Raw genomic sequence first — 19,058 nt, 5'->3', positions numbered from 1 at the left:
CCGCGCTCTATTCTCTCAATTCGGGAGGACTTCGGCCCGCAACGCCTTGCGGTCCAGCTTGCCGATCATGGTCTTGGGTAGATCGTCGCGCAGCACCACGCGAGCGACTCGCTCGTGCTTGCCGATACGACCGTTGAGCCAGGCGGCCAGCTCTTCGCCGCTCGCACTCTCGCCTTCATTCAGGACTGCATAGGCTTCCGGCACTTCGCCGCGATACTCGTCGGGCACCCCGATCACGAGCACTTCCTTGATCGCGGGATGCTGCAACAGCACGTGCTCGACCTGGCTCGGGAAGACCTTGAAGCCGCCAACTGCGATCATGTCCTTGATCCGGTCGACGATGGCGAGGAAGCCGTCTTCGTCGATCGCGGCGACATCGCCGGTCCGCAGCCAGTCCTCGCCGTTGAAGCGCGCGAAGGCGTCTGCCTGCGTCTCCGGTTTGTTCCAGTATCCGCACATCACCTGCGGGCCGCGCACGGCCAGCTCGCCAGGCTCGCCATCGGGCGCGAGACGCGTCGGGTCTTCCTTGTCGAGCAGCAGGATCTGCGTCGCCGGGATCGGCAGTCCGATCGTGCCGGGCTTGCGCGTGCCTTCATAGGGATTGGTCGAGACGACGCCCGCGCTTTCGGTCAGGCCATAGCCTTCGACCAGCCGCACGCCGGTGCCCTTCTCGAATTTCTCGCGCACCGGGGCGGGCAGCGGCGCGCCGCCCGAAATGCAGATCTGCAGCGAAGAGAAATCGGTCTTCGCGAAATCGGGATGGTCGAGCAGCGCCTGAAACATGGTCGGCACGCCGGGAAAGGCGCGCGGGCGGCTGTTCGTGATCGTCTTGAGTACTTGTCCTGCATCGAAGCGCGGCAGCATCACGATCCGCCCGCCCTTCACCACCGTGCGGTTCAAGACGCAGGTGTTGGCGAAGACGTGGAACAGCGGGAGAGCGCCGAGCACGCTGTCCGGCTCGTTCGGATCGAACGGGTCGATCATGTCGACCTGGATCGCATTGCTCGCCAGATTGGCGTGGCTCAGCATTGCGCCCTTGGGCGTGCCGGTGGTCCCGCCGGTATATTGCAGCAGCGCGAGATCGTCTGCGGAGAGATCGGGGAAGCCGCCGGTATCGCGGCCCAGCCAGTCATTCCACTGGCCGACATCGGACCGCGAGGGCACTGAGGCGATCTGCTTGCGGCCGAGCGTGCGCAGCGCCAGGCTCTTCATTTTCGGCAGCGCGTCCGCCAGCCGGGCAACGACCAGCGTTTCGAGCGAGGAGCGGTCGATCACATCCACCGCAGTCGGCAGCAGCATCGGCGAATCGAGCGTGACCAGCAGGCGCGTGCCCGAATCCTCGACCTGCGCGGCCAGTTCTTCCGCCGTGTAGAGCGGCGAGAAATTGACGACCACCGCACCCGCCATCATCGCTCCGTAATAGGCAGCGACGTAAGCGGGCACGTTGGGCAGGAACAGGCCGACGCGGTCCTTGGGCCCGATCCCGCGCTCGATAAGCCCGGCGGCGAAGCGGCGCGCCTCGGCGTAGAGTTCGGAATAGGTGAAGTCGCGACCCATGAACTCGGCCAGCACCGCGTTCGGGCGTGCCTTCGCCTGCCGTTCGAAAATGGCCGGCAGGGGTTCGGCATAGATCGCGCTGTTCCAGGGTTGCGCGTGGCCGTAAGTGCCGGATGGGATTGGGAAGCGCTTATTGACAGACATGTCAGTTGCATGGCGCAAGCCGGGGCCTGCTGACAAGAGAAAAGGGCGGAAAAGTGCTTACTTTCCCGCCCTTCGGTAATTTTCGAAACGTAAGTGTCAGCCTTCGGCTTCGGCCTCGCTCGCGCGCTTGTTTTCGAGCCAGGCGGCGGCTTCCGCTTCCTGCGCGGCTTCGGCGGCGGCCTTCTTTTCTTCGGCGCGTTCGGCGCGCAATTCCTCGATCAGACGCTCGCGATCGCTGGTGCCTTCGCCGATGGCGGGGGCTGCGGTTTCGCCGTCGTCTTCCTCGGTGCTCGCGAACTTCTTGGCCGCCTTGGCGACGACCGCGTCGAGCTCGCGCTGCGAACACAGGCCCAGTGTCACCGGATCCTTGGGCTGGATGTTCTGGATGTTCCAGTGGGTCCGATCGCGGATCGCGCCGATGGTCGTGCGCGTCGTCCCGATCAGCTTGCCGATCTGCGCGTCCGAGATTTCCGGGTGGTTGCGCAGCAGCCAGGCGATGCCGTCCGGCTTGTCCTGCCGCTTCGACACGGGCGTGTAGCGCGGGCCCTTGGTGCGGCTGACCGCGACCGGCGCGCGCTGCATCTTGAGCGAATAGGTGCTGTCCTGCTGCCCCTTCTCGATCTCCTCCTGCGTCAATTCGCCGGCATGCACCGGATCGCGCCCGGTGTATTTCGCGCCTGCCAGATCGTCTGCCATGGCCTGGACTTCGAGAATGTGCAGACCGCAGAATTCGGCGATCTGTTCGAAGCTGAGGCCGGTATTGTCGACCAGCCAGGTGGCGGTCGCATGCGGCATGAGGGGCTTGGGTTGGTCGGCCATTTTCGGCGCCTTTTCTAAAGACCTGAAATAGTAAGGGCCGCCCCTTGCGGAGCGGCCGTTGCCCGTATCCTGTAGGCTGAACCGGCTTTGTCCGCAAGCGCGGCGTGTTCGTGCCGCGCGGTTCAGGCCAGCGCGTATGCCTCGTCCGAAACTTCCAGCGGGGCGAGCCCGCTCAGGAATTGCGCGGTGGCGGCATCCCAGCTGAAGCTTGCGCCGTATCGCGCGCAGACCCTGCGATCGCAGAACAGGGCCGCCGCTATCGCCCGGTCGAGATCCTCGGCCAGCGCGCCCACGCGATCGGTTACGATGTCGCGCGGGCCGGGCACGGGATGGGCCGCCACGGGCGTCCCGCAGGCGAGCGCTTCGATCATGACGAGCCCGAACGTATCGGTACGGCTGGGAAAGACGAAGACGTCCGCCGCGGCATAACAGCCAGCCAGCTCCCGCCCGCTGCGCCGTCCGAGGAACAGCGTCTGCGGATAGCGAGCGCGCAGGCTTTCGAGCGCGGGCCCGTCACCCACCACGACCTTGCTGCCGGGATAGGAACCCTGAAGGAACGCTTCGAGGTTCTTTTCCGGCGCGACCCGCCCGACATAAAGCTGGATCGGCCCTTCCAATCCGGCAAATTCCGGCGGCGGGGGCGCATCGGGCGTAAAGCACGCAAGATCGACACCCCGGCTCCAGCCGTGCAATTGATCGAGGCCGTGGCTGCGAAGCTCCTCCGCAATGCTCGCGGTCGCGACCAAAATGCGACAGGCCGGCGCGTGAAACCAGCTGATGTAGCGCCAGAACCATTCGGCGGGCAGATGCGTGCGCTGGGCCACGTAATCAGGGAATTGCGTGTGATAGGCGGTGGTGAAGGGCGTTGCGGTGCGTAGACAGTATCGCCGCGTCGCCAGGCCCAGCGGCCCTTCGGTGGCGATATGGATCGCGTCCGGTGCGAAGCGGCGCAGCCTGTCGGCCACTGCGCCGGGCGCGGACAAAGCGAGGCGGATTTCCGGATAGGTCGGGCAGGGACAATTCGCGAACTGATCCGGCGAGATCGTCAGTACCTCGTGCCCGTGTTGGCGCAGAATGTCGCAGGTTGTAGTCAGGGTGCGGACCACGCCGTTCATCTGCGGCAGCCATGCATCGGTCACGATAGCGATGCGATGGGGGCCATCCGCCAGCATCGGGGACTGAGGTGAGGCCGCATCGGCAATGGTGAGGCGCTCCAGTGACGTCACGCAGCCGCCCGCGCAGCATCGCCCTTCGCAGCGACCGATGGCACAGAGTCGCGCCGCGCCACTTCTTCTGGCCAGTGGAGCAATTCCATCCGCCCGTCGAAATGTTCGACCAGCGCGTTGCACCCTTCGACCCAGTCGCCGTCATTGTAGTATTCGACCGTGCGCCCGTCCTGCGTGAAAGTGCGAATGTCGGCCGTATGGATGTGGCCGCAGACCACGCCGTCCACGCCCCGCTCGCCCGCAGCCCGCGCCACCACTTCCTCGTATTTCGAGATGAATTCGACCGCGTTCTTGACCTTGTGCTTGGCCGCCTTCGACAGCGACCAGTAGGGCAGGCCGAACCGGCGCCGCACCAGATTGACCCAGCGGTTCAATCCCATCGCCGCGTGGTAAAGCGCGTCGCCGAAGAAGGCGAGCCAGCGATGCGCGAGCATGATCGTGTCGAATTCATCGCCATGCAGCACCATCAGCCGCCGTCCGTCCGCCGTCGTGTGGAAAGCGGCGCGTGCGATCTCTACCCCGCCGAAATTCATGCCCGAAAACGGTCGCACCATCTCGTCGTGATTGCCGGGGACATAGACGATCCGCGTGCCGCGCTTGGCGCGTTTCAGGATGCGCCAGACGATGTCGTTGTGCGATGCGGGCCAATAAACCTTCTTCTTCAGCCGCCAGCCATCGATGATATCGCCGACCAGATACAGGGTCTCGCTGTCGGTATGGTCGAGAAAGTCGATCAGCAGCTCGGCATTGCAGCCCTTGGTGCCGAGATGGACGTCGCTGATCCAGATGGTGCGGAATTTGCGGCGTTCGCCCACGATCCGTTCGGGAACGGCGGGCTTGATCGCTGGGAAGCTGGCGATGTTGTCTCCCAGCTTCGCGAAGGTCTCGAAATCGGTCGGCAGTTCGGTCACGGCGTTTCTCCCACCATTCGGCAGGAAGCCTAGCGCCGTTATGTTACAGGCGATTCACAGCGCGGTGACCGAACGGGGACAGTAAGACGGTTCGAGGACTCCGCCGCCAGGGCTCAGTCGTCCGCGACCTTGAGCACGATCTTGCCGATATGATCGCCCGCTTCCATCCGCCTGTGCGCGTCCGCCACTCGGTCCAGCGGGAAGGTCTCGTCCATCACCGGGCGGATGGTTCCGTCTTCGAACAGGGGCCAGGCGTGGTTGTGGATTTCATCGGCCAGCAGCGCCTTGAATTCGTCGGATCGCGGGCGGAGGGTCGATCCGGTCATGGTCTGGCGGCGGCTCATCAGCTTGGCCATATTGATTTCGGCCTGCATCCCGCCGAGGACCGCGATCGTGACGTGGCGCCCATCCTCCGCCAGGCAATCGAGATTGCGCTGCACGTAATCGCCCGACACCATGTCGAGGATCACGTCCGCGCCGCGCCCATCGGTGGCCTTGCGCACCTCCTCGACGAAATCCTGCGTCTTGTAATTGATCGCCAGATCCGCGCCGACTTCGCGCGCTTCGGCGCATTTTTCGTCGCTGCCCGCGGTGGTGAGGACGGTGAGGCCGAATTCCTTGGCCAGCATGATCGCCATCGTGCCGATCCCGCTGGTCCCGCCATGGACCAGCAGGGTTTCCCCATCCCGGGCCCAGCCGCGTTCGAATACGTTGTGCCACACGGTGAACAGCGTTTCGGGAATGGCGGCGGCTTCCGCCATCGACATGCGGTCGGGCACGTGCAGGCAATGCGCCGCGTGTGCGAGGCAATATTCGGCATAGCCCCCGCCCGATACCAGCGCGCAGACCTGTTGATTGAGCAGTTCGGGCGGCGCGCCGGTCCCTATCGCGACCACAGTGCCGGAAATTTCCAGGCCCGGTATCGGCGAAGCGCCGGGAGGCGGCGGATAGAGGCCCTTGCGCTGGATCACGTCGGGCCGGTTGACCCCCGCATGGCTGACCCGGATCAGCACCTGATCCGGCCCCGGCTGCGGCACGGGGCAATCCTCGGCCCGCAGCACGTCCGGCCCGCCGGGCTCGTCGAAGCCCATCGCCGTCATCCGTTCGGGTAGGCTCGCACCCATTTCAATCCCCATTTTTGCCAATCCACTGCCCCCGGCGTCCTCGTCTATCGCGCGTTTCGTTTGACAGCAACCGACCTTGCTTGCGAGAACGATGCTCGATGGACGACGACGACCGGCCCAAGCGCAGAGGCGATGCCGCCTCCCTTCTCGCCAGCGAGGATCTGGCGCCCTATTCGCAGGACGAGCTGGCGGAACGGATCGTGCTGCTCGAAACCGAGATCGCTCGGGTGCGCCGCCACAGCGAGAGTGCCAGAGCGCACCGCGCCGCCGCCGACGCCCTGTTCGGTGCCAAGGATTGATCGGGAATGGGGCGCGGACTCACAATCGCCGCAATGCTTCCCATATTGGTTCCATCCAATACAGCGGCGGCTCATCTCGGTCGTCTAGCCTGTCCCCGTTCCGCGCTTCTTGCGGACTCGCACTGAAAGACCCCGAATGCCCAGTTTCGCCCAGAACCTCGAAAAGACCCTCCACCAGGCGCTCGCCGATGCGTCCGAGCGGCGACACGAATACGCCACGCTCGAACATCTTCTGCTGGCGCTTATCGACGATGAAGATGCAGCGCAGGTGCTGAATGCCTGCGGCGTCGATCTGAGCGAGCTGACCGCAGTGGTGCGCCAGTATCTGGAACAGGAATACCAATCGCTGCGCAGCGACGACGATGCGGATCCCCAGCCCACTGCGGGCTTCCAGCGGGTGGTTCAGCGCGCGATCCTGCATGTCCAATCGAGCGGCAAGGATACCGTGACCGGCGCCAACGTGCTGGTCGCGCTGTTTTCCGAACGCGACAGCTACGCGGTCTATTTTCTCCAGCAGCAGGATATGAGCCGGCTGGATGCAGTCAGCTTCATCAGCCACGGCATCGGCAAGGGCGGCCGCCAGGTCGATTCCCGCACGCCGCAGGGCAATGCCGAAGATTCGGCACCCGAAGCGGAAGCCGACAAGGGCAAGGACGGGAAGAAGGAAACCGCGCTCGACCAGTTCACCGTCGATCTCAACAAGAAGGCGGAAAACGGCAAGGTCGATCCGCTGATCGGTCGCGGGCCGGAAGTCGATCGCACGATCCAGATCCTGTGCCGCCGGTCCAAGAACAATCCGCTCTATGTCGGCGATCCCGGCGTGGGGAAGACCGCGATCGCGGAAGGCCTGGCGCGCAAGATCGTGGAAGGCGAAGTCCCCGAAGTGCTGGCCGAAGCGGTGATCTACTCGCTCGACATGGGCGCACTGCTCGCCGGAACCCGCTATCGCGGCGATTTCGAGGAGCGGTTGAAGCAGGTCGTCAGCGAATTGGAGAACATGCCGAACGCGGTTCTCTTCATCGACGAAATCCACACCGTGATCGGCGCTGGCGCGACCAGCGGCGGGGCGATGGACGCTTCGAACCTGCTGAAGCCGGCGCTTTCCAGCGGCGCGATCCGCTGCATCGGATCGACCACTTACAAGGAATTCCGCAATCACTTCGAAAAGGATCGCGCGCTGCTGCGCCGGTTCCAGAAGATCGACGTGAACGAACCCACGGTCGAAGATACGATCAAGATCCTGAAGGGCCTGAAGAGCGCGTTCCAGGATCACCACAAGGTGACCTACACTTCCGATGCGCTGAAAACAGCGGTGGAGCTGAGCGCGCGCTACATCAACGACCGCAAGCTGCCCGACAAGGCGATCGACGTGATCGACGAAGTTGGTGCGATGCAGATGCTGGTGCCGCCGTCCAAGCGGAAGAAGAAGATCACTGCGCGCGAGATCGAGGCGGTCATCGCGACGATGGCGCGCATTCCGCCGAAATCGGTTTCGAAGGACGACAAGAAGGCGCTCGAAAATCTCGAACGCGATCTGAAGCATGTCGTGTTCGGGCAGGATGCGGCGGTGAAGCGGCTGTCGACGGCCATGAAGCTGAGCCGTGCGGGCCTGCGCGATCCGGACAAGCCGATCGGCTCGTTCCTGTTCTCCGGCCCCACCGGCGTCGGCAAGACCGAGGTCGCGCGTCAGCTCGCCTCGATCATGGGGATCGAACTGAAGCGTTTCGACATGTCCGAATATATGGAGCGGCACAGCGTGTCGCGCCTGATCGGTGCGCCTCCGGGCTATGTCGGATACGATCAGGGCGGCCTTTTGACCGATGCGATCGACCAGAACCCGCATTGCGTGCTGCTGCTGGACGAAATCGAGAAGGCCCATCCGGACCTCTTCAATATCCTGCTGCAGGTTATGGATAACGGCCGCCTGACCGATCATCACGGCAAGACGGTCGATTTCCGCAATGTCGTCCTGATCATGACCACCAATGCCGGGGCCGCCGACATGGCGCGCAGCGGCATCGGCTTCGGCGACGTATCCAAGGAGGACGCGAGCGAGGAAGCGGTGAAGCGCATGTTCACGCCCGAATTCCGCAACCGTCTCGATGCGATCGTGCCCTTCGCCTATCTCGGCAAGGACACCGTTGCTCGCGTGGTCGACAAGTTCATCCTCCAGCTCGAACTCCAGCTGTCGGAACAGAATGTCGATATCCAGTTCGACAAGGACTCGCGCGACTGGCTGGCGGACAAGGGCTATGATCGCCTGTATGGCGCGCGCCCGATGGGCCGCCTGATCCAGGACAAGATCAAGCAGCCGCTGGCGGAGGAATTGCTGTTCGGCAAATTGGCCGACGGTGGCGAGGTCCAGGTCATGATCAAGGACGGCAAGCCCAGTTTCGAGCTGACGCCCGCGCCGCCCAAGACGAAGAAGGCGGCGTCGAAAACGGGCGCGAAGAAGAAGGCCTCCTCCGCCAAGCCCGCCGCCGATGCGAGCGAAAGCGGCACCGATACGGACGGCGAAGGCTGATCCGCGATCGGCGGCCCGAACCCGGGCCCAGAACCTGAACACAGCGGGGGTCGACGTTTGTCGGCCCCCGTTTGCTTTTGAACGGGTTAGCGCGCGCATCCGGTTGCGCAGCCCGCTTCACTGTCTTACGCCTCTGCCACGCAGATAGGACACGCAAAGGGGGGGTGCGCCGATGTCGGTTCTGGAAGTCTCGAATCTCGTCAAACGCTTCGATGGCGTCCTGGCGGTGGACGATCTGTCGTTCTCGGTCGCGCCGGGGGAGATCTTCGGTTTTCTCGGCGGCAATGGCGCAGGAAAGACCACGACCCTGCGCATGGTGCTCGACATCATCCGCCCGACCTCGGGCAATATCCAGCTGCTCGGCAGCGCGCCCGGCCGCCGCAACGCGCAGGCGATCGGTTTCCTGCCCGAAGAGCGCGGTCTTTATGCCGGGATGAGCGCGATCGACACGATCGTCTATTTCGGCCGCCTGAAAGGCATGGATTCGACCGACGCGCGCCGTCGCGGGATGGACTTGCTGACGCGGTTCGATCTGGCGGACCGGGCGAAAAGCGATATCGGCGACATGTCCAAAGGCATGGCCCAGAAGGTCCAGCTCGCCACCTCGCTGGTCAACGATCCCGAGCTGCTGATGCTGGACGAGCCGTTTTCGGGGCTCGATCCGGTCAATCAGGGCCTCCTGGAAAACGAGATCCTGCGCGCATCCGAACGCGGCGCGGCCGTCATTTTCTCGACCCATGTGATGCAGCATGCCGAGCGGCTGTGCGACCGACTGCTGCTGCTGAAAAAAGGCAGCAAGCGGTTCGAAGGTACGCTGGAAGAAGCGCGAGCCGCTCTACCCGCGCGCCTCATCGCCAGCGCGAAAGAGGATCTGTCCCGCATTCCCGGTGTCGCCCGGGCGGCTTCGGGTGACGGCATCGAGGATGGCTGGCACGACTGGACGCTCCATCTCGAACCGGGCGTGCCTGCTGCCGACGTGCTGGAACATTGCACCGCCAACGGCATCGCGCTGCGCCGGTGGGATGAACACAAGCCAAGCCTGCATGACGTCTTCGTGCGGATGGTGGGCGAGGATCCTGCCGGCGCCGGGAAGGCAAATCAGGAGATCGCGGCATGAACCGGTCGGCTTCGATGAACGGCATTCTGCTCGTCGCCGCGCGCGAGATTCGCCAGATCCTGAAGATGAAGAGCTTTTGGCTGACGCTGCTGATCCTGCCGGTCGCCTTCGCGCTCGGTCCGATATTCACCGAAACGCTGAACGATGACGAACCGACACGGGTCGCCGTGGTGGACCGCTCGGGCGGCGGTGCCGCAGAGGCATTGGAGGCGCGCTTCGCCATGGAAGACACGCAATGGCTGCTGCGCGACCTCTCGCGCTACGTCCAGCGCTACGATCTCGAAAGCGCGGAACCCGAAGCGCCCTGGGCACAGTTCGACCGCTGGTATACCGGCGCCGATATCGCCGCCTTCGAAGCGGCGGGCGGCCTCGACGCGGCCTTGGCGAAGATCGAGGCAGTGCGCCCCGAAGGCGTCCCCGAATTCGAAGCCGACGCGCCCGATTACGCGTTTGCGCCCGCTCCCGCAGCTCTCGCCTCCGCGCAAGGCGACGCGTTCGGCGACGAAGCGCGCGCTCTGTTCGATGCGGACGACGACACGGCGCCCGAAATCGTGGTGCTTATCGGCGAAACCTATCCCGAAGACCCGCGCATCCAATTGTTCTCCGCCGACCAGCCGCGCGGCAGCTTCGTATCGACCATGCAGGAAGTCCTGACCGTAGACCTGCGCGCGCGTCTGCTGGCGGCGCAGGGCGTCTCGCCCGCCGAGGCAGCGGCCGTGCAGAGCGCGGCGCCCGTGATCGCGGTCGATACCCCTCCGCCCGGCGGCGGCGCACGCGAAACCCTGCTGGTCCGCTCGATCGTGCCGCTGGCGCTTGCCTATATCCTGATGATGAGCCTGATGCTGTCGGGCAGCTGGATGTTGCAGGGTTCGGTCGAGGAGCGTTCGAATAAGCTTCTGGAATCGCTGCTCGCCTGCATTCGGCCCGAGGATCTGATGTATGGTAAGCTCTTGGGCTCGCTGACTGTCGGCCTGCTGATGATCCTCGTCTGGGGCGCCTGTGCGGGCGTGGCCGCCTATGCCACACAGGGCGCGATCGCGGACCTGATCCGGCCCGCGCTGGAACCCGTCTCCAGCCCCGGCATCATCGCGGCGATCCTGTTCTTCTTCATCGCGGGCTATATCCTGATCTCGGCCCTGTTCGTAGCGATCGGCGCGATGGTCGATTCGATGAGCGAGGCGCAGGGCTATCTGATGCCGGTCCTGCTCCTGATCCTGCTGCCGATCACCTTCCTGATCCAGGCGATCCTGGCGGGCAATTCGGGCTGGATGGTGCAGGTGCTGACCTGGGTGCCGCTATGGACGCCCTTCACCGTGATGGCGCGGCTGGGCATGGGGATCGAATGGTGGGAGATGGTCGGATCGGGCATTCTGCTCGCGGTGACGATCGTGCTGGAACTGGTGCTGATCGGTCGCCTGTTCCGCGCCAGCCTGCTCTCGACGGGCCAGAAGCCGAGCCTCAAGAAGATCGTGGAACGGTTTCGAGGGACGCCTGCGTAACCTCCTGACGGGAACGCGTTGTATGTCCGCGTAACCTCCTGACGGGAACGCTTGTGCCCGCCCGCGCTTGAATTGGGCATGCCCGCCCCTTTCTCGTGGATCAGGCCCGAACCGTGGGGCATTCATGTCGTGCCTGCCGACGCCTGGGTCGATCCTTCGCGCCCCGTCGAGCGCGCGCTCGTTACCCACGGCCATGCCGACCATGCGCGCGGCGGGCACGGGCAGACCGTGGCCACGCCCGAAACGCTGGCGATCATGGAATTGCGCTATCGCACCGGAACGCAGGATGAGGCGGGCGACATTCCGCACAAGGCCGTGCCGGTCGAATATGGCGAGACGATAAAGCTGCCCGGCGATGTTCAGGCGACGTACTTCCCCGCTGGACACGTCCTCGGAAGCGCGCAGATCCTTCTGGAACATGCGGGCGAGCGCATCGTCTGCACCGGCGATTACAAGCGTCGCGCCGATCCGACCTGCCCACAATTTCAGGTCGTCCCCTGCGACATCTTCATCACCGAAGCGACTTTCGGCCTGCCGCTGTTCACGCATCCTCCGATCGCGGAGGAAATGGCGAAACTGCTCGACAGGCTGGCCGCCCATCCCGATCGCTGCGTCCTCGTCGGGGCTTACGCGCTGGGCAAAGCGCAGCGGGTGATCGCCGAACTGCGCGCCGCCGGGCACCACGATCCGATCTATCTTCACGGCGCGATGGAGAAGATGTGTCGGTTATACGAGGAACACGGTGTCGATCTGGGTGAATTGCGGCTGGTGTCCGACCATACGAAGGACGACATGCGTGGCAGCGTGGTGATATCGCCGCCCGGCGCGCTCAACGACCGCTGGAGCCGTCGCCTGCCCGATCCGATCACTGCCATGGCAAGCGGCTGGATGCGGGTGCGCCAGCGCGCGCGGCAGCGCAATGTCGAACTGCCGCTGGTCATCTCCGATCATGCCGATTGGGGCGAGCTGACGCGCACCATCGAGGAAGTCGATCCGGTCGAAACCTGGATCACCCACGGCCGCGAGGATGCCTTGCTGCGGTGGTGTCAATTGCATCAACGCCGGGCGCGGGCGCTGGCCATGGTCGGCTACGAGGACGAGGACGACTGAGGCGGTGGAGGAATTCGCCGCCCTGATCGACGCGCTGGTCTATACACGCAGCCGCAACGAGAAACTGCGGCTGATCGCGGAATATCTGCGCGCCACACCCGATCCCGATCGCGGCTGGGCTTTGGCGGCGCTAAGCGATGGCCTAGACTTTCCTGCGGTCAAATCCTCCACCATCCGCAATCTTTTGAAGGATCGCGTCGATCCGGTGCTGTGGTCGCTGAGCCGCGATTTCGTGGGCGATACGGCGGAAACGGCGAGCCTGTTGTGGCCCGCCCCCGATCATCCGCCGTCTCCTCCCGGCGTCGGCGAGACTGTCGAGCTGCTCGAAGCGATGAATCGCAAGAGCGTGTTCGTCGAATTGCCCAAACTGCTCGACCGGCTGGACCCTTCGGGCCGCTACGCGCTGCTGAAGCTCGCCACCGGGGGCATGCGGATCGGCGTTTCCAGCCGCCTCGCCAAGACGGCGTTCGCGCAAGCCTTCGACGTGTTGGTCGAGGAGGTCGAGGAATATTGGCACGGCCTCGCTCCGCCCTACCCCGAACTCTTCGCCTGGGCCGCCGAGGGGCAGGCTCCTCCCGACATGGCGAATCTGCCGACCTTCCGCCCATTCATGCTGGCCCATCCGCTGGAAGAAACCGTGGTCGATCTCGCGGACTATGTCGCGGAGTGGAAATGGGATGGAATCCGGGTGCAACTGGTCCGCGCGGGGGACGAAACGAGACTGTTCTCGCGTTCGGGCGACGATATCTCGGCGACCTTCCCCGAACTGCTCGACGTGCTGCCCTTCCCAGCCGTGCTCGATGGCGAATTGCTCGTGCGCGGCTCGCATCAGGGGGGCGAGGCCAACGATGTCACGCAGGGGGGCGCGGCGAGTTTCAACGCCTTGCAGCAGCGCTTGGGCCGGAAGACCGTGTCGAAGAAGATGCTGGCCGAAGCACCGGCTTTCGTACGGCTCTACGATGCACTGCTGATCGACGGCGAGGATTTGCGCGCGCTGCCGTGGACCGAGCGCCGCCAACGTCTCGAAGCACTAATGTCGCGCCTGCCCGACACGCATTTCGATTTGAGCCGCGTGGTCGAAGCGCGCGATTTCGACCACCTCGCCCAAATCCGCGAAGGCAGCCGCGACGATGCGATCGAGGGCCTGATGCTCAAGCGCAAGGACAGCCCCTATATCGCCGGGCGGCGCGTGGGATATTGGTACAAGTGGAAGCGCGATCCGCTCCTCGTCGATTGCGTGCTCATGTATGCCCAGCGCGGCAGCGGCAAACGGTCGAGCTTCTATTCGGACTACACCTTCGGCTGCTGGGACGGCGATCCGGACAAGGGCGGAGAGCTGTTGCCCGTCGGCAAGGCCTATTCGGGTTTCACCGACGAGGAGCTGAAGAAGCTCGACCGCCATGTGCGCCAGAACACGGTCAACCGCTTCGGCCCGGTGCGCGAGACCGACAAGAGCCTCGTCTTCGAAGTCGCCTTCGACAGCGTGCATGAAAGCAAACGCCACAAATCCGGCCTCGCCATGCGTTTCCCCCGCATCCACCGCATCCGCTGGGACAAACCGGTGCACGAGGCGGACCGGGTGGAAGCATTGCGCGCGCTGGTGCGGGACTGAGTTGCCGCGATAAGCGATTGATCGCTGCGCCGCCGGATGCTTTGGCGGACCCATGCCGCAAAACCGCCCTCCGCTGCGCACGCTCCAGCTTGGCCTCTCGGCCCTCGCCGGCCTGCTCGATGCGACCGGCTTCCTGATCGCCAACGGCTATTTCGTCAGCTTCATGTCCGGCAATACGACGCAGCTGGGCGTCAATGCGCTCGACGGGATCGGGTCGGTCCTGCTCCCCGCCGGACTGATCGCCTGTTTCCTCGGCGGGGTGACGACGGGTGCGGCCGTGGGCTGGACGAGCCAGAAATGGCCGCGCACGATCCTGCTGGCGATTTCGCTTGTGCTCGTCTCAGTGGCGACGGCGGCCTATGCGCTCGGCAGCACGCTGGGTTTCCTGATTACGACCGCCTTCGCCATGGGCCTCGTCAACAATGTGTTTCTGCGCGACGATCGCTCTTCCGCGGGCGTCACTTACATGACCGGCGCGCTGGTGCGGATCGGGCAGAATTTCGCCGCGCGCATGCTGGGGCAGCGGGACCGGATCAAGCCGGGTTACGGGGCCCTGTGGTTGTGCCTGCTGGCAGGCGCAGTGCTGGGGACGTGGCTGCACACATTCGATGGCGCGATCGGCCCGATCGTCGCGGTCACTGCGAATGCGTTGCTGCTGGTGCTCGCCTGGCGGACGGAAGCGCGCGGCGACTTGCAGGAATAAGTCGCGCGGCGCGACTTCGCGTCAATCTTCCGCCGCGTCGATCGCCGCTGCGTGATCCTTCGCGTTCTGCGTGTAATGCATCACGCCTGCGCGCATGCCCATGACCGCCGCATCGTCCAGATCGCGCAGCTTCTTTGCCGGGCGGCCCGCCCATAATTCACGCGCTCCCATCACCTTGTTCTCTGTCAGCATGGCGCCCGCCGCCAGCATGGCATCGCTGCCGATCACGGCCTTGTTCATCGCGATCGCGCCCAGCCCCACGAAGCCGCGATCGTGGATCACGCAGCCATGGACCATCGCCATGTGGCCGATCAGCACATCGTCCCCGATCACCAGCGGGCTGCCGTCCGGATCGCCGGGGCGCGGCGGATCGCAATGGAGGATGCTGCCGTCCTGCACATTGGTCCGTTCGCCGATACGGATCGTGAACACGTCGGCGCGCAGCACGCAATTGTACCAGATCGAGCTGTCCGCTCCGATCTCGATATCGCCGATCAGCGTACAGCCGGGCGCGACGAAGGCGCTGTCATGGATTTTCGGTGTCTTCCCGTGGATCGGGATGATGCGAACGCCGGGTCTTGCTATGCTCATGGCCCTCTACCGAGCACATTCTGCCACTGGATGAAAGGCAGGATACTGGCGAAATCGTCGGTCCAGACCGCTTCGGCGGGCGGCGGCAGGCGATGCCAGGCAAGGTCGGGCCGCGCCGAAAGCAATGCGGCGAGCGGCTTGGGATCGGGCGCCATGACCACCCAGAGCGAAGGCGAAATCCCGTCCGCGAAAGGCGGATCCTGACGCGATCGCAGTACGCCGATCATCCCATGCCGTTCGGCCATCGCCGCCATCATCGGACTCAAATCGATGAAGCGGTTCGAGATATGGATCAGCAGCAAACCACCGTCTGCCAGAGTCCGACGATAGATATCGAATGCTTCGTCGGTGACGAGGTGCAGGGGTATCGCGTCCGAACTGAAGGCATCGATCACCAGCGCGTCGAAGCGGTCTTCCGGGCGCATCCGTTCGCGGAACCGGTCGAGCACGATGCGCGCATCGCCCAGATGGATGCCGGCATCGGGCGCGCAGTCGCTGAGGAAGGTGAAGGTCTCTTCGCCCGAGTAGGAGAGCACCGTGCGGTCGATTTCGAAGAAATCCCAATGCTGGCCGGGCGTGCGATAACAGGCCACCGTCCCCACGCCCAATCCGACCACGCCGACCCGCGCGCCCGGCCCGGCGATGGCGGGAAGCTGCGAAAGCGCCGCCCCGACACCCGAATCGCGCCCGTAATAAGTCGTCGGTTCGCGCCGTTTATCCGGCTCGGTAAACTGAAGCCCATGCAGCGTCGTGCCGCTGATGAGCGATCGTTTGCCCTCCTCGGGCAGATCGCGGACGGTGTAGACGCCGAAATAGCTGCGGTCTCGCGAGCCTTCGAGTGAAGTCTCCAGCGTCTGATACCCGCCCCGCCCCAGCATCAGGACGAACAGCACCGCCACCATCGCGCGCCGGTGTCCCAGCACCAGCACGCCGCAGGCCGCCGCCGCCAGCATGCCGAGCAGGACCAGCGTATCGTCCTGCAGCATCACCCAGCGATTGACGAGCACAGAGATACCGGCCGCCGCCGCCAGCAGCGTCGCGACCATGATCCGCTTCTGCCGCCCGGTCAGCCCCAGCCGGTCCATCCAGGCGATCAGGGGCCGGTCGGGCAGAAGGGCCGCAGCAGCGAGGACGAGGACCGGATGCTCCCACACCCAATCGAACAGCAGCGGCGCGACCAGCGCGGTGAACACGCCGCCCAGCGCGCCACCCGCGCTCATCACCAGATAGAACAGAGTCAGGCGGCGCGGGCTCGGCCGCTCGAAATAGAGGCGGCGGTGCAGCGCGGTCGCTAGGACGAACAGCATCAGGACCGTCGCGAGCCCGATCGACAGGCTGGCCGCGTTCTGGCTCACCATCGCCATGCCGCCCGCCAGAAGCACGATGACCGGAGCCACGCGGGCGAGCGTATAGCCCAAGGCGCTGCGTTCGTTGAAAGCGAACACGAAGCTTAAAAGATAAAGCCCCAGCGGGATCACCCAGAGCAGCGGCATGGCAACGATGTCGGTGGTGAGATGCGTCGTGGTCGATAGCATCAGGCCAGACGGCACGGCGGACAGAGCCAGCCACAAGGCTATCCGTCGCCAGCCGATCGGCTCGGCATTCTCGTCAGACAGGGCTGCGTCGCTTTCGACTGGAGCGCCCCGGCGCGTCCACGCCGCTGCCGCCACCAGCGCGATCAGAAGGACATAGCCCGCGCTCCACGCCCAGCTCTGCGATCCCAGCGGCAGGTTCGGTTCGAGAAAGAGCGGATAAGCGAGCAGTCCGGCGAAACTGCCGAGATTGCTGGCGGCATAAAGCCAATAGGGATCGCCCGCCTCCGGGTTCGCCGCGTACCAGCGCTGCATCAGCGGCGCCTGCGCGGACACGGCGAAGAAGACCGGCCCGATGGTGAGCGCGAACAGCAGCGGCACCCACAGCGCTTCGAGCCCTTGCGATGCGGGCGGTGCCAGATCGGCAAGCCCGATGGGCAGCGTAAGGCCCGCGACCACGAGGACGATCAGATGGATGATCGCCTGCCGTTTCAGTGCAAGGCGCGCGATCGCATGTGCATAGGCGTATCCGGCCAGCAAAAGCGCCTGGTAGACCAGCATCGCGCTGTTCCAGACCGCCGGTGCCCCACCCAATTGCGGCAGGGCAAGCCGTGCGACCAGCGGCTGGACGAGGAACAGCAGGAAGCTGCCCGTCAGGATCGTCGCGACGAACAGCGCGCGTGCTCTCATGCAGGGAGACGCCCCGGGTTCCATGCGTCTCTGGCAATCGAATAGACGATGATCCGCCCGGTCTCGGGATCGAATTCGCTGTTGTCGAAGTCGAGATCCTCGCGCCGCGCCATGCCGAGGCGTTTCATCAGGCCCCAGCTCGGCCCGTTGCCGGTCACGGTCAGCGCCACGACCTCCTCTGCCCCGAAGCGGTCGAACGCCAGATCGAGCGAGGCGCTGGCGGCCTCTTTCGCATAGCCCTGCCCCCAGGCATCTTCGCGCAGCCGCCAGCCCACTTCCATCGCGCCGAGGGGGCCGCCTTTCTGATTGGTGCGCTTCAACCCGCAAAAGCCGAGCAGCGCGCCGTCCGCCTTGCGTTCGACTACCCAGAAGGTGTGGCCGTGATGCTTGCGATAGCCGAGCAGGCGATCCTGCACTGCCGCGCGCTTGCTCTCGTCCGCGACTCCGCCCAGCCAGCGCATCACGGCGGGCGTGTTGGTCCCGGTCCAGAACGGTGCCCAATCCCCCTCGCGCCAGTCGCGCAGAACCAGCCGCTCGGTCTCGTAAAGGAAGTGGTCAGCCATTCAGCAGGCGCGCGGCATCGGCGGCGTAATAGGTCAGCACGCCGGTGCAGCCCGCGCGTTTGAAAGCAACCAGCTTTTCCATCACCAGCGCGTCGCGATCCCCCACGCCCGCCGCCGCGCCCGCTTCGATCAGCGCGTATTCGCCGCTCACCTGATAGGCGAAGACGGGCACGTCGAACCGTTCCTTCACGCGCCAGACGATGTCGAGATAGGCGAGGCCGGGCTTCACCATCACGCTGTCCGCCCCTTCTTGGATATCGAGCGCGACCTCGCGTAACGCTTCCTCGCCATTGGCGGGGTCCATCTGGTAGCTTTTCTTGTCGCCCTTCAGCAGCCCGCCCGAGCCGACCGCATCGCGGAACGGGCCGTAGAACGCGCTCGCATATTTGGCGGCGTAGCTCATGATCTGGACGTTCGGATGCCCGCCCATTTCCAGCGCCATGCGGATCGCGCGCACGCGCCCATCCATCATGTCGGACGGAGCGATGATGTCGGCACCCGCTTCGGCCTGATTGAGCGCCTGATCGACGAGGACTGCCACGGTGTCGTCGTTCGACACATAGCCTCGTCCGTCGAGCAGGCCGTCCTGCCCGTGAGTCGTATAGGGATCGAGCGCCACGTCGGTGAGGATGCCGATATCGTTCCCGCAGGCATCGCGCACGGCCCTGATCGCGCGGCACATCAGATTGTCGGGATCGTAGGCCGCCGCGCCATCCTCGCTACGCTGATCGGACGGCGTGTTGGGGAAGAGCGCGATACAGGGAATGCCGAGGTCGATGGCTTCTTTGGCGCGCGCCACGATCCCGTCGACCGACCAGCGCGAGACACCGGGCAGGCTGGCGATCGGCTCTTCCACGCCCTGCCCAGACGTCACGAACAGAGGCCAGATCAGGTCTGCTGGCGTGAGCATGGTTTCGCGGTGCATCGCCCTGCTCCAGGCATGGGCGCGGGGGCGGCGCAGGCGGGTGTTTGGATAGCTGCCGATCATGGCGGTGCGCTGTGCCGCAATCGCGCCCCTCACGCAATCGGGCGCGCGA

General features: G+C 64.9%; 16 protein-coding genes. 7 read left to right on the top strand and 9 right to left on the bottom strand.

Annotation, left to right across the window (positions count from 1 at the left end; all coding sequences use genetic code 11):
• Window positions 1-15: 15 nt before the first annotated feature.
• The 5 genes from J7347_RS10690 to J7347_RS10670 all read right to left on the bottom strand — a co-directional run bounded on the left by J7347_RS10690 (window position 16) and on the right by J7347_RS10670 (window position 5,793).
• Entirely contained in the window at window positions 16-1,701 is a 1,686-nt protein-coding gene (locus tag J7347_RS10690; RefSeq protein ID WP_209162012.1) for a long-chain fatty acid--CoA ligase, read from the bottom strand.
• Between the two features lie 96 nt (window positions 1,702-1,797).
• Window positions 1,798-2,520 carry a DUF1013 domain-containing protein gene (locus tag J7347_RS10685; protein WP_209162011.1) on the bottom strand — a complete coding sequence of 241 codons (723 nt, stop codon included), beginning with the start codon at window positions 2,518-2,520 and terminating at the stop codon, window positions 1,798-1,800.
• Between the two features lie 122 nt (window positions 2,521-2,642).
• The gene (locus J7347_RS10680; protein ID WP_209162107.1) at window positions 2,643-3,692 is read right to left on the bottom strand and encodes a glycosyltransferase family 1 protein; all 1,050 of its coding nucleotides are present in this window, start codon (window positions 3,690-3,692) and stop codon (window positions 2,643-2,645) included.
• A gap of 50 nt (window positions 3,693-3,742) precedes the next feature.
• On the bottom strand, window positions 3,743-4,618 hold the full coding sequence (locus tag J7347_RS10675) for a UDP-2,3-diacylglucosamine diphosphatase (protein WP_233999453.1): 876 nt from the start codon (window positions 4,616-4,618) through the stop codon (window positions 3,743-3,745).
• A 152-nt stretch (window positions 4,619-4,770) separates the two neighbouring features.
• The gene (locus J7347_RS10670; RefSeq protein ID WP_245174003.1) at window positions 4,771-5,793 is read right to left on the bottom strand and encodes an NAD(P)H-quinone oxidoreductase; all 1,023 of its coding nucleotides are present in this window, start codon (window positions 5,791-5,793) and stop codon (window positions 4,771-4,773) included.
• A gap of 86 nt (window positions 5,794-5,879) precedes the next feature.
• On the opposite strand from J7347_RS10670, the gene J7347_RS10665 reads away from it, so the two are divergent.
• The 7 genes from J7347_RS10665 (at window position 5,880) to J7347_RS10635 (ending at window position 14,645) form a co-directional block, all read left to right on the top strand.
• A complete protein-coding gene (locus J7347_RS10665) occupies window positions 5,880-6,080 on the top strand; it encodes a DUF1192 family protein (RefSeq protein ID WP_067684839.1) in 201 nt (66 codons plus the stop codon).
• A gap of 136 nt (window positions 6,081-6,216) precedes the next feature.
• Window positions 6,217-8,604: an ATP-dependent Clp protease ATP-binding subunit ClpA gene (gene clpA, locus J7347_RS10660; protein ID WP_209162010.1), complete on the top strand. Its 2,388-nt coding sequence runs from the start codon at window positions 6,217-6,219 to the stop codon at window positions 8,602-8,604.
• A gap of 172 nt (window positions 8,605-8,776) precedes the next feature.
• On the top strand, window positions 8,777-9,721 hold the full coding sequence (locus J7347_RS10655) for an ATP-binding cassette domain-containing protein (protein ID WP_209162009.1): 945 nt from the start codon (window positions 8,777-8,779) through the stop codon (window positions 9,719-9,721).
• Window positions 9,718-11,220, top strand: coding sequence for an ABC transporter permease (locus J7347_RS10650; RefSeq protein WP_209162008.1), 1,503 nt, complete (start codon window positions 9,718-9,720; stop codon window positions 11,218-11,220). Before J7347_RS10655 ends, J7347_RS10650 begins: the two co-directional genes overlap by 4 nt.
• Window positions 11,221-11,298: 78 nt before the next feature.
• A complete protein-coding gene (locus tag J7347_RS10645; RefSeq protein WP_209162007.1) occupies window positions 11,299-12,330 on the top strand; it encodes a ligase-associated DNA damage response exonuclease in 1,032 nt (343 codons plus the stop codon).
• A gap of 4 nt (window positions 12,331-12,334) precedes the next feature.
• Window positions 12,335-13,942 carry a cisplatin damage response ATP-dependent DNA ligase gene (locus J7347_RS10640; protein WP_209162006.1) on the top strand — a complete coding sequence of 536 codons (1,608 nt, stop codon included), beginning with the start codon at window positions 12,335-12,337 and terminating at the stop codon, window positions 13,940-13,942.
• Window positions 13,943-13,994: 52 nt separating this feature from the next.
• Window positions 13,995-14,645: a YoaK family protein gene (locus J7347_RS10635; protein ID WP_209162005.1), complete on the top strand. Its 651-nt coding sequence runs from the start codon at window positions 13,995-13,997 to the stop codon at window positions 14,643-14,645.
• 21 nt (window positions 14,646-14,666) lie between these two features.
• Here J7347_RS10635 and J7347_RS10630 read toward each other — a convergent pair whose 3' ends face one another.
• From J7347_RS10630 to hemB, 4 genes are read right to left on the bottom strand one after another with little or no spacing between them, the layout of a single operon-like run.
• Window positions 14,667-15,236 (bottom strand): gamma carbonic anhydrase family protein, encoded by a 570-nt coding sequence (locus J7347_RS10630; protein WP_209162004.1) that lies wholly within the window; start codon window positions 15,234-15,236, stop codon window positions 14,667-14,669.
• On the bottom strand, window positions 15,233-17,458 hold the full coding sequence (locus J7347_RS10625) for a fused MFS/spermidine synthase (protein ID WP_245174002.1): 2,226 nt from the start codon (window positions 17,456-17,458) through the stop codon (window positions 15,233-15,235). The genes J7347_RS10630 and J7347_RS10625 overlap by 4 nt, the downstream gene beginning before the upstream one ends.
• A complete protein-coding gene (locus J7347_RS10620; RefSeq protein ID WP_209162002.1) occupies window positions 17,455-18,021 on the bottom strand; it encodes a GNAT family N-acetyltransferase in 567 nt (188 codons plus the stop codon). Before J7347_RS10620 ends, J7347_RS10625 begins: the two co-directional genes overlap by 4 nt.
• On the bottom strand, window positions 18,014-19,009 hold the full coding sequence (gene hemB / locus J7347_RS10615; protein ID WP_209162001.1) for a porphobilinogen synthase: 996 nt from the start codon (window positions 19,007-19,009) through the stop codon (window positions 18,014-18,016). Before hemB ends, J7347_RS10620 begins: the two co-directional genes overlap by 8 nt.
• Window positions 19,010-19,058 lie beyond the last annotated feature (49 nt).

This window comes from Erythrobacter sp. A6_0 (assembly GCF_017744235.1).
In the GTDB taxonomy this organism is placed as follows: Bacteria; Pseudomonadota; Alphaproteobacteria; order Sphingomonadales; family Sphingomonadaceae; genus Qipengyuania.
This window is presented reverse-complemented; position numbering and strand designations above follow the sequence as displayed.

Bases quoted from the DNA above. Each gene is read 5' to 3' on its own strand.
- J7347_RS10630 (WP_209162004.1), bottom strand. From the start codon at position 15,236: ATGAGCATAGCAAGACCCGGCGTTCGCATCATCCCGATCCACGGGAAG.
- J7347_RS10685 (WP_209162011.1), bottom strand. From the start codon at position 2,520: ATGGCCGACCAACCCAAGCCCCTCATGCCGCATGCGACCGCCACCTGG.
- hemB (WP_209162001.1), bottom strand. From the start codon at position 19,009: ATGATCGGCAGCTATCCAAACACCCGCCTGCGCCGCCCCCGCGCCCAT.
- J7347_RS10690 (WP_209162012.1), bottom strand. From the start codon at position 1,701: ATGTCTGTCAATAAGCGCTTCCCAATCCCATCCGGCACTTACGGCCAC.
- J7347_RS10635 (WP_209162005.1), top strand. From the start codon at position 13,995: ATGCCGCAAAACCGCCCTCCGCTGCGCACGCTCCAGCTTGGCCTCTCG.
- J7347_RS10645 (WP_209162007.1), top strand. From the start codon at position 11,299: ATGCCCGCCCCTTTCTCGTGGATCAGGCCCGAACCGTGGGGCATTCAT.
- J7347_RS10625 (WP_245174002.1), bottom strand. From the start codon at position 17,458: ATGAGAGCACGCGCGCTGTTCGTCGCGACGATCCTGACGGGCAGCTTC.
- J7347_RS10620 (WP_209162002.1), bottom strand. From the start codon at position 18,021: ATGGCTGACCACTTCCTTTACGAGACCGAGCGGCTGGTTCTGCGCGAC.
- clpA (WP_209162010.1), top strand. From the start codon at position 6,217: ATGCCCAGTTTCGCCCAGAACCTCGAAAAGACCCTCCACCAGGCGCTC.
- J7347_RS10655 (WP_209162009.1), top strand. From the start codon at position 8,777: ATGTCGGTTCTGGAAGTCTCGAATCTCGTCAAACGCTTCGATGGCGTC.
- J7347_RS10670 (WP_245174003.1), bottom strand. From the start codon at position 5,793: ATGGGGATTGAAATGGGTGCGAGCCTACCCGAACGGATGACGGCGATG.
- J7347_RS10665 (WP_067684839.1), top strand. From the start codon at position 5,880: ATGGACGACGACGACCGGCCCAAGCGCAGAGGCGATGCCGCCTCCCTT.
- J7347_RS10680 (WP_209162107.1), bottom strand. From the start codon at position 3,692: ATGCTGGCGGATGGCCCCCATCGCATCGCTATCGTGACCGATGCATGG.
- J7347_RS10650 (WP_209162008.1), top strand. From the start codon at position 9,718: ATGAACCGGTCGGCTTCGATGAACGGCATTCTGCTCGTCGCCGCGCGC.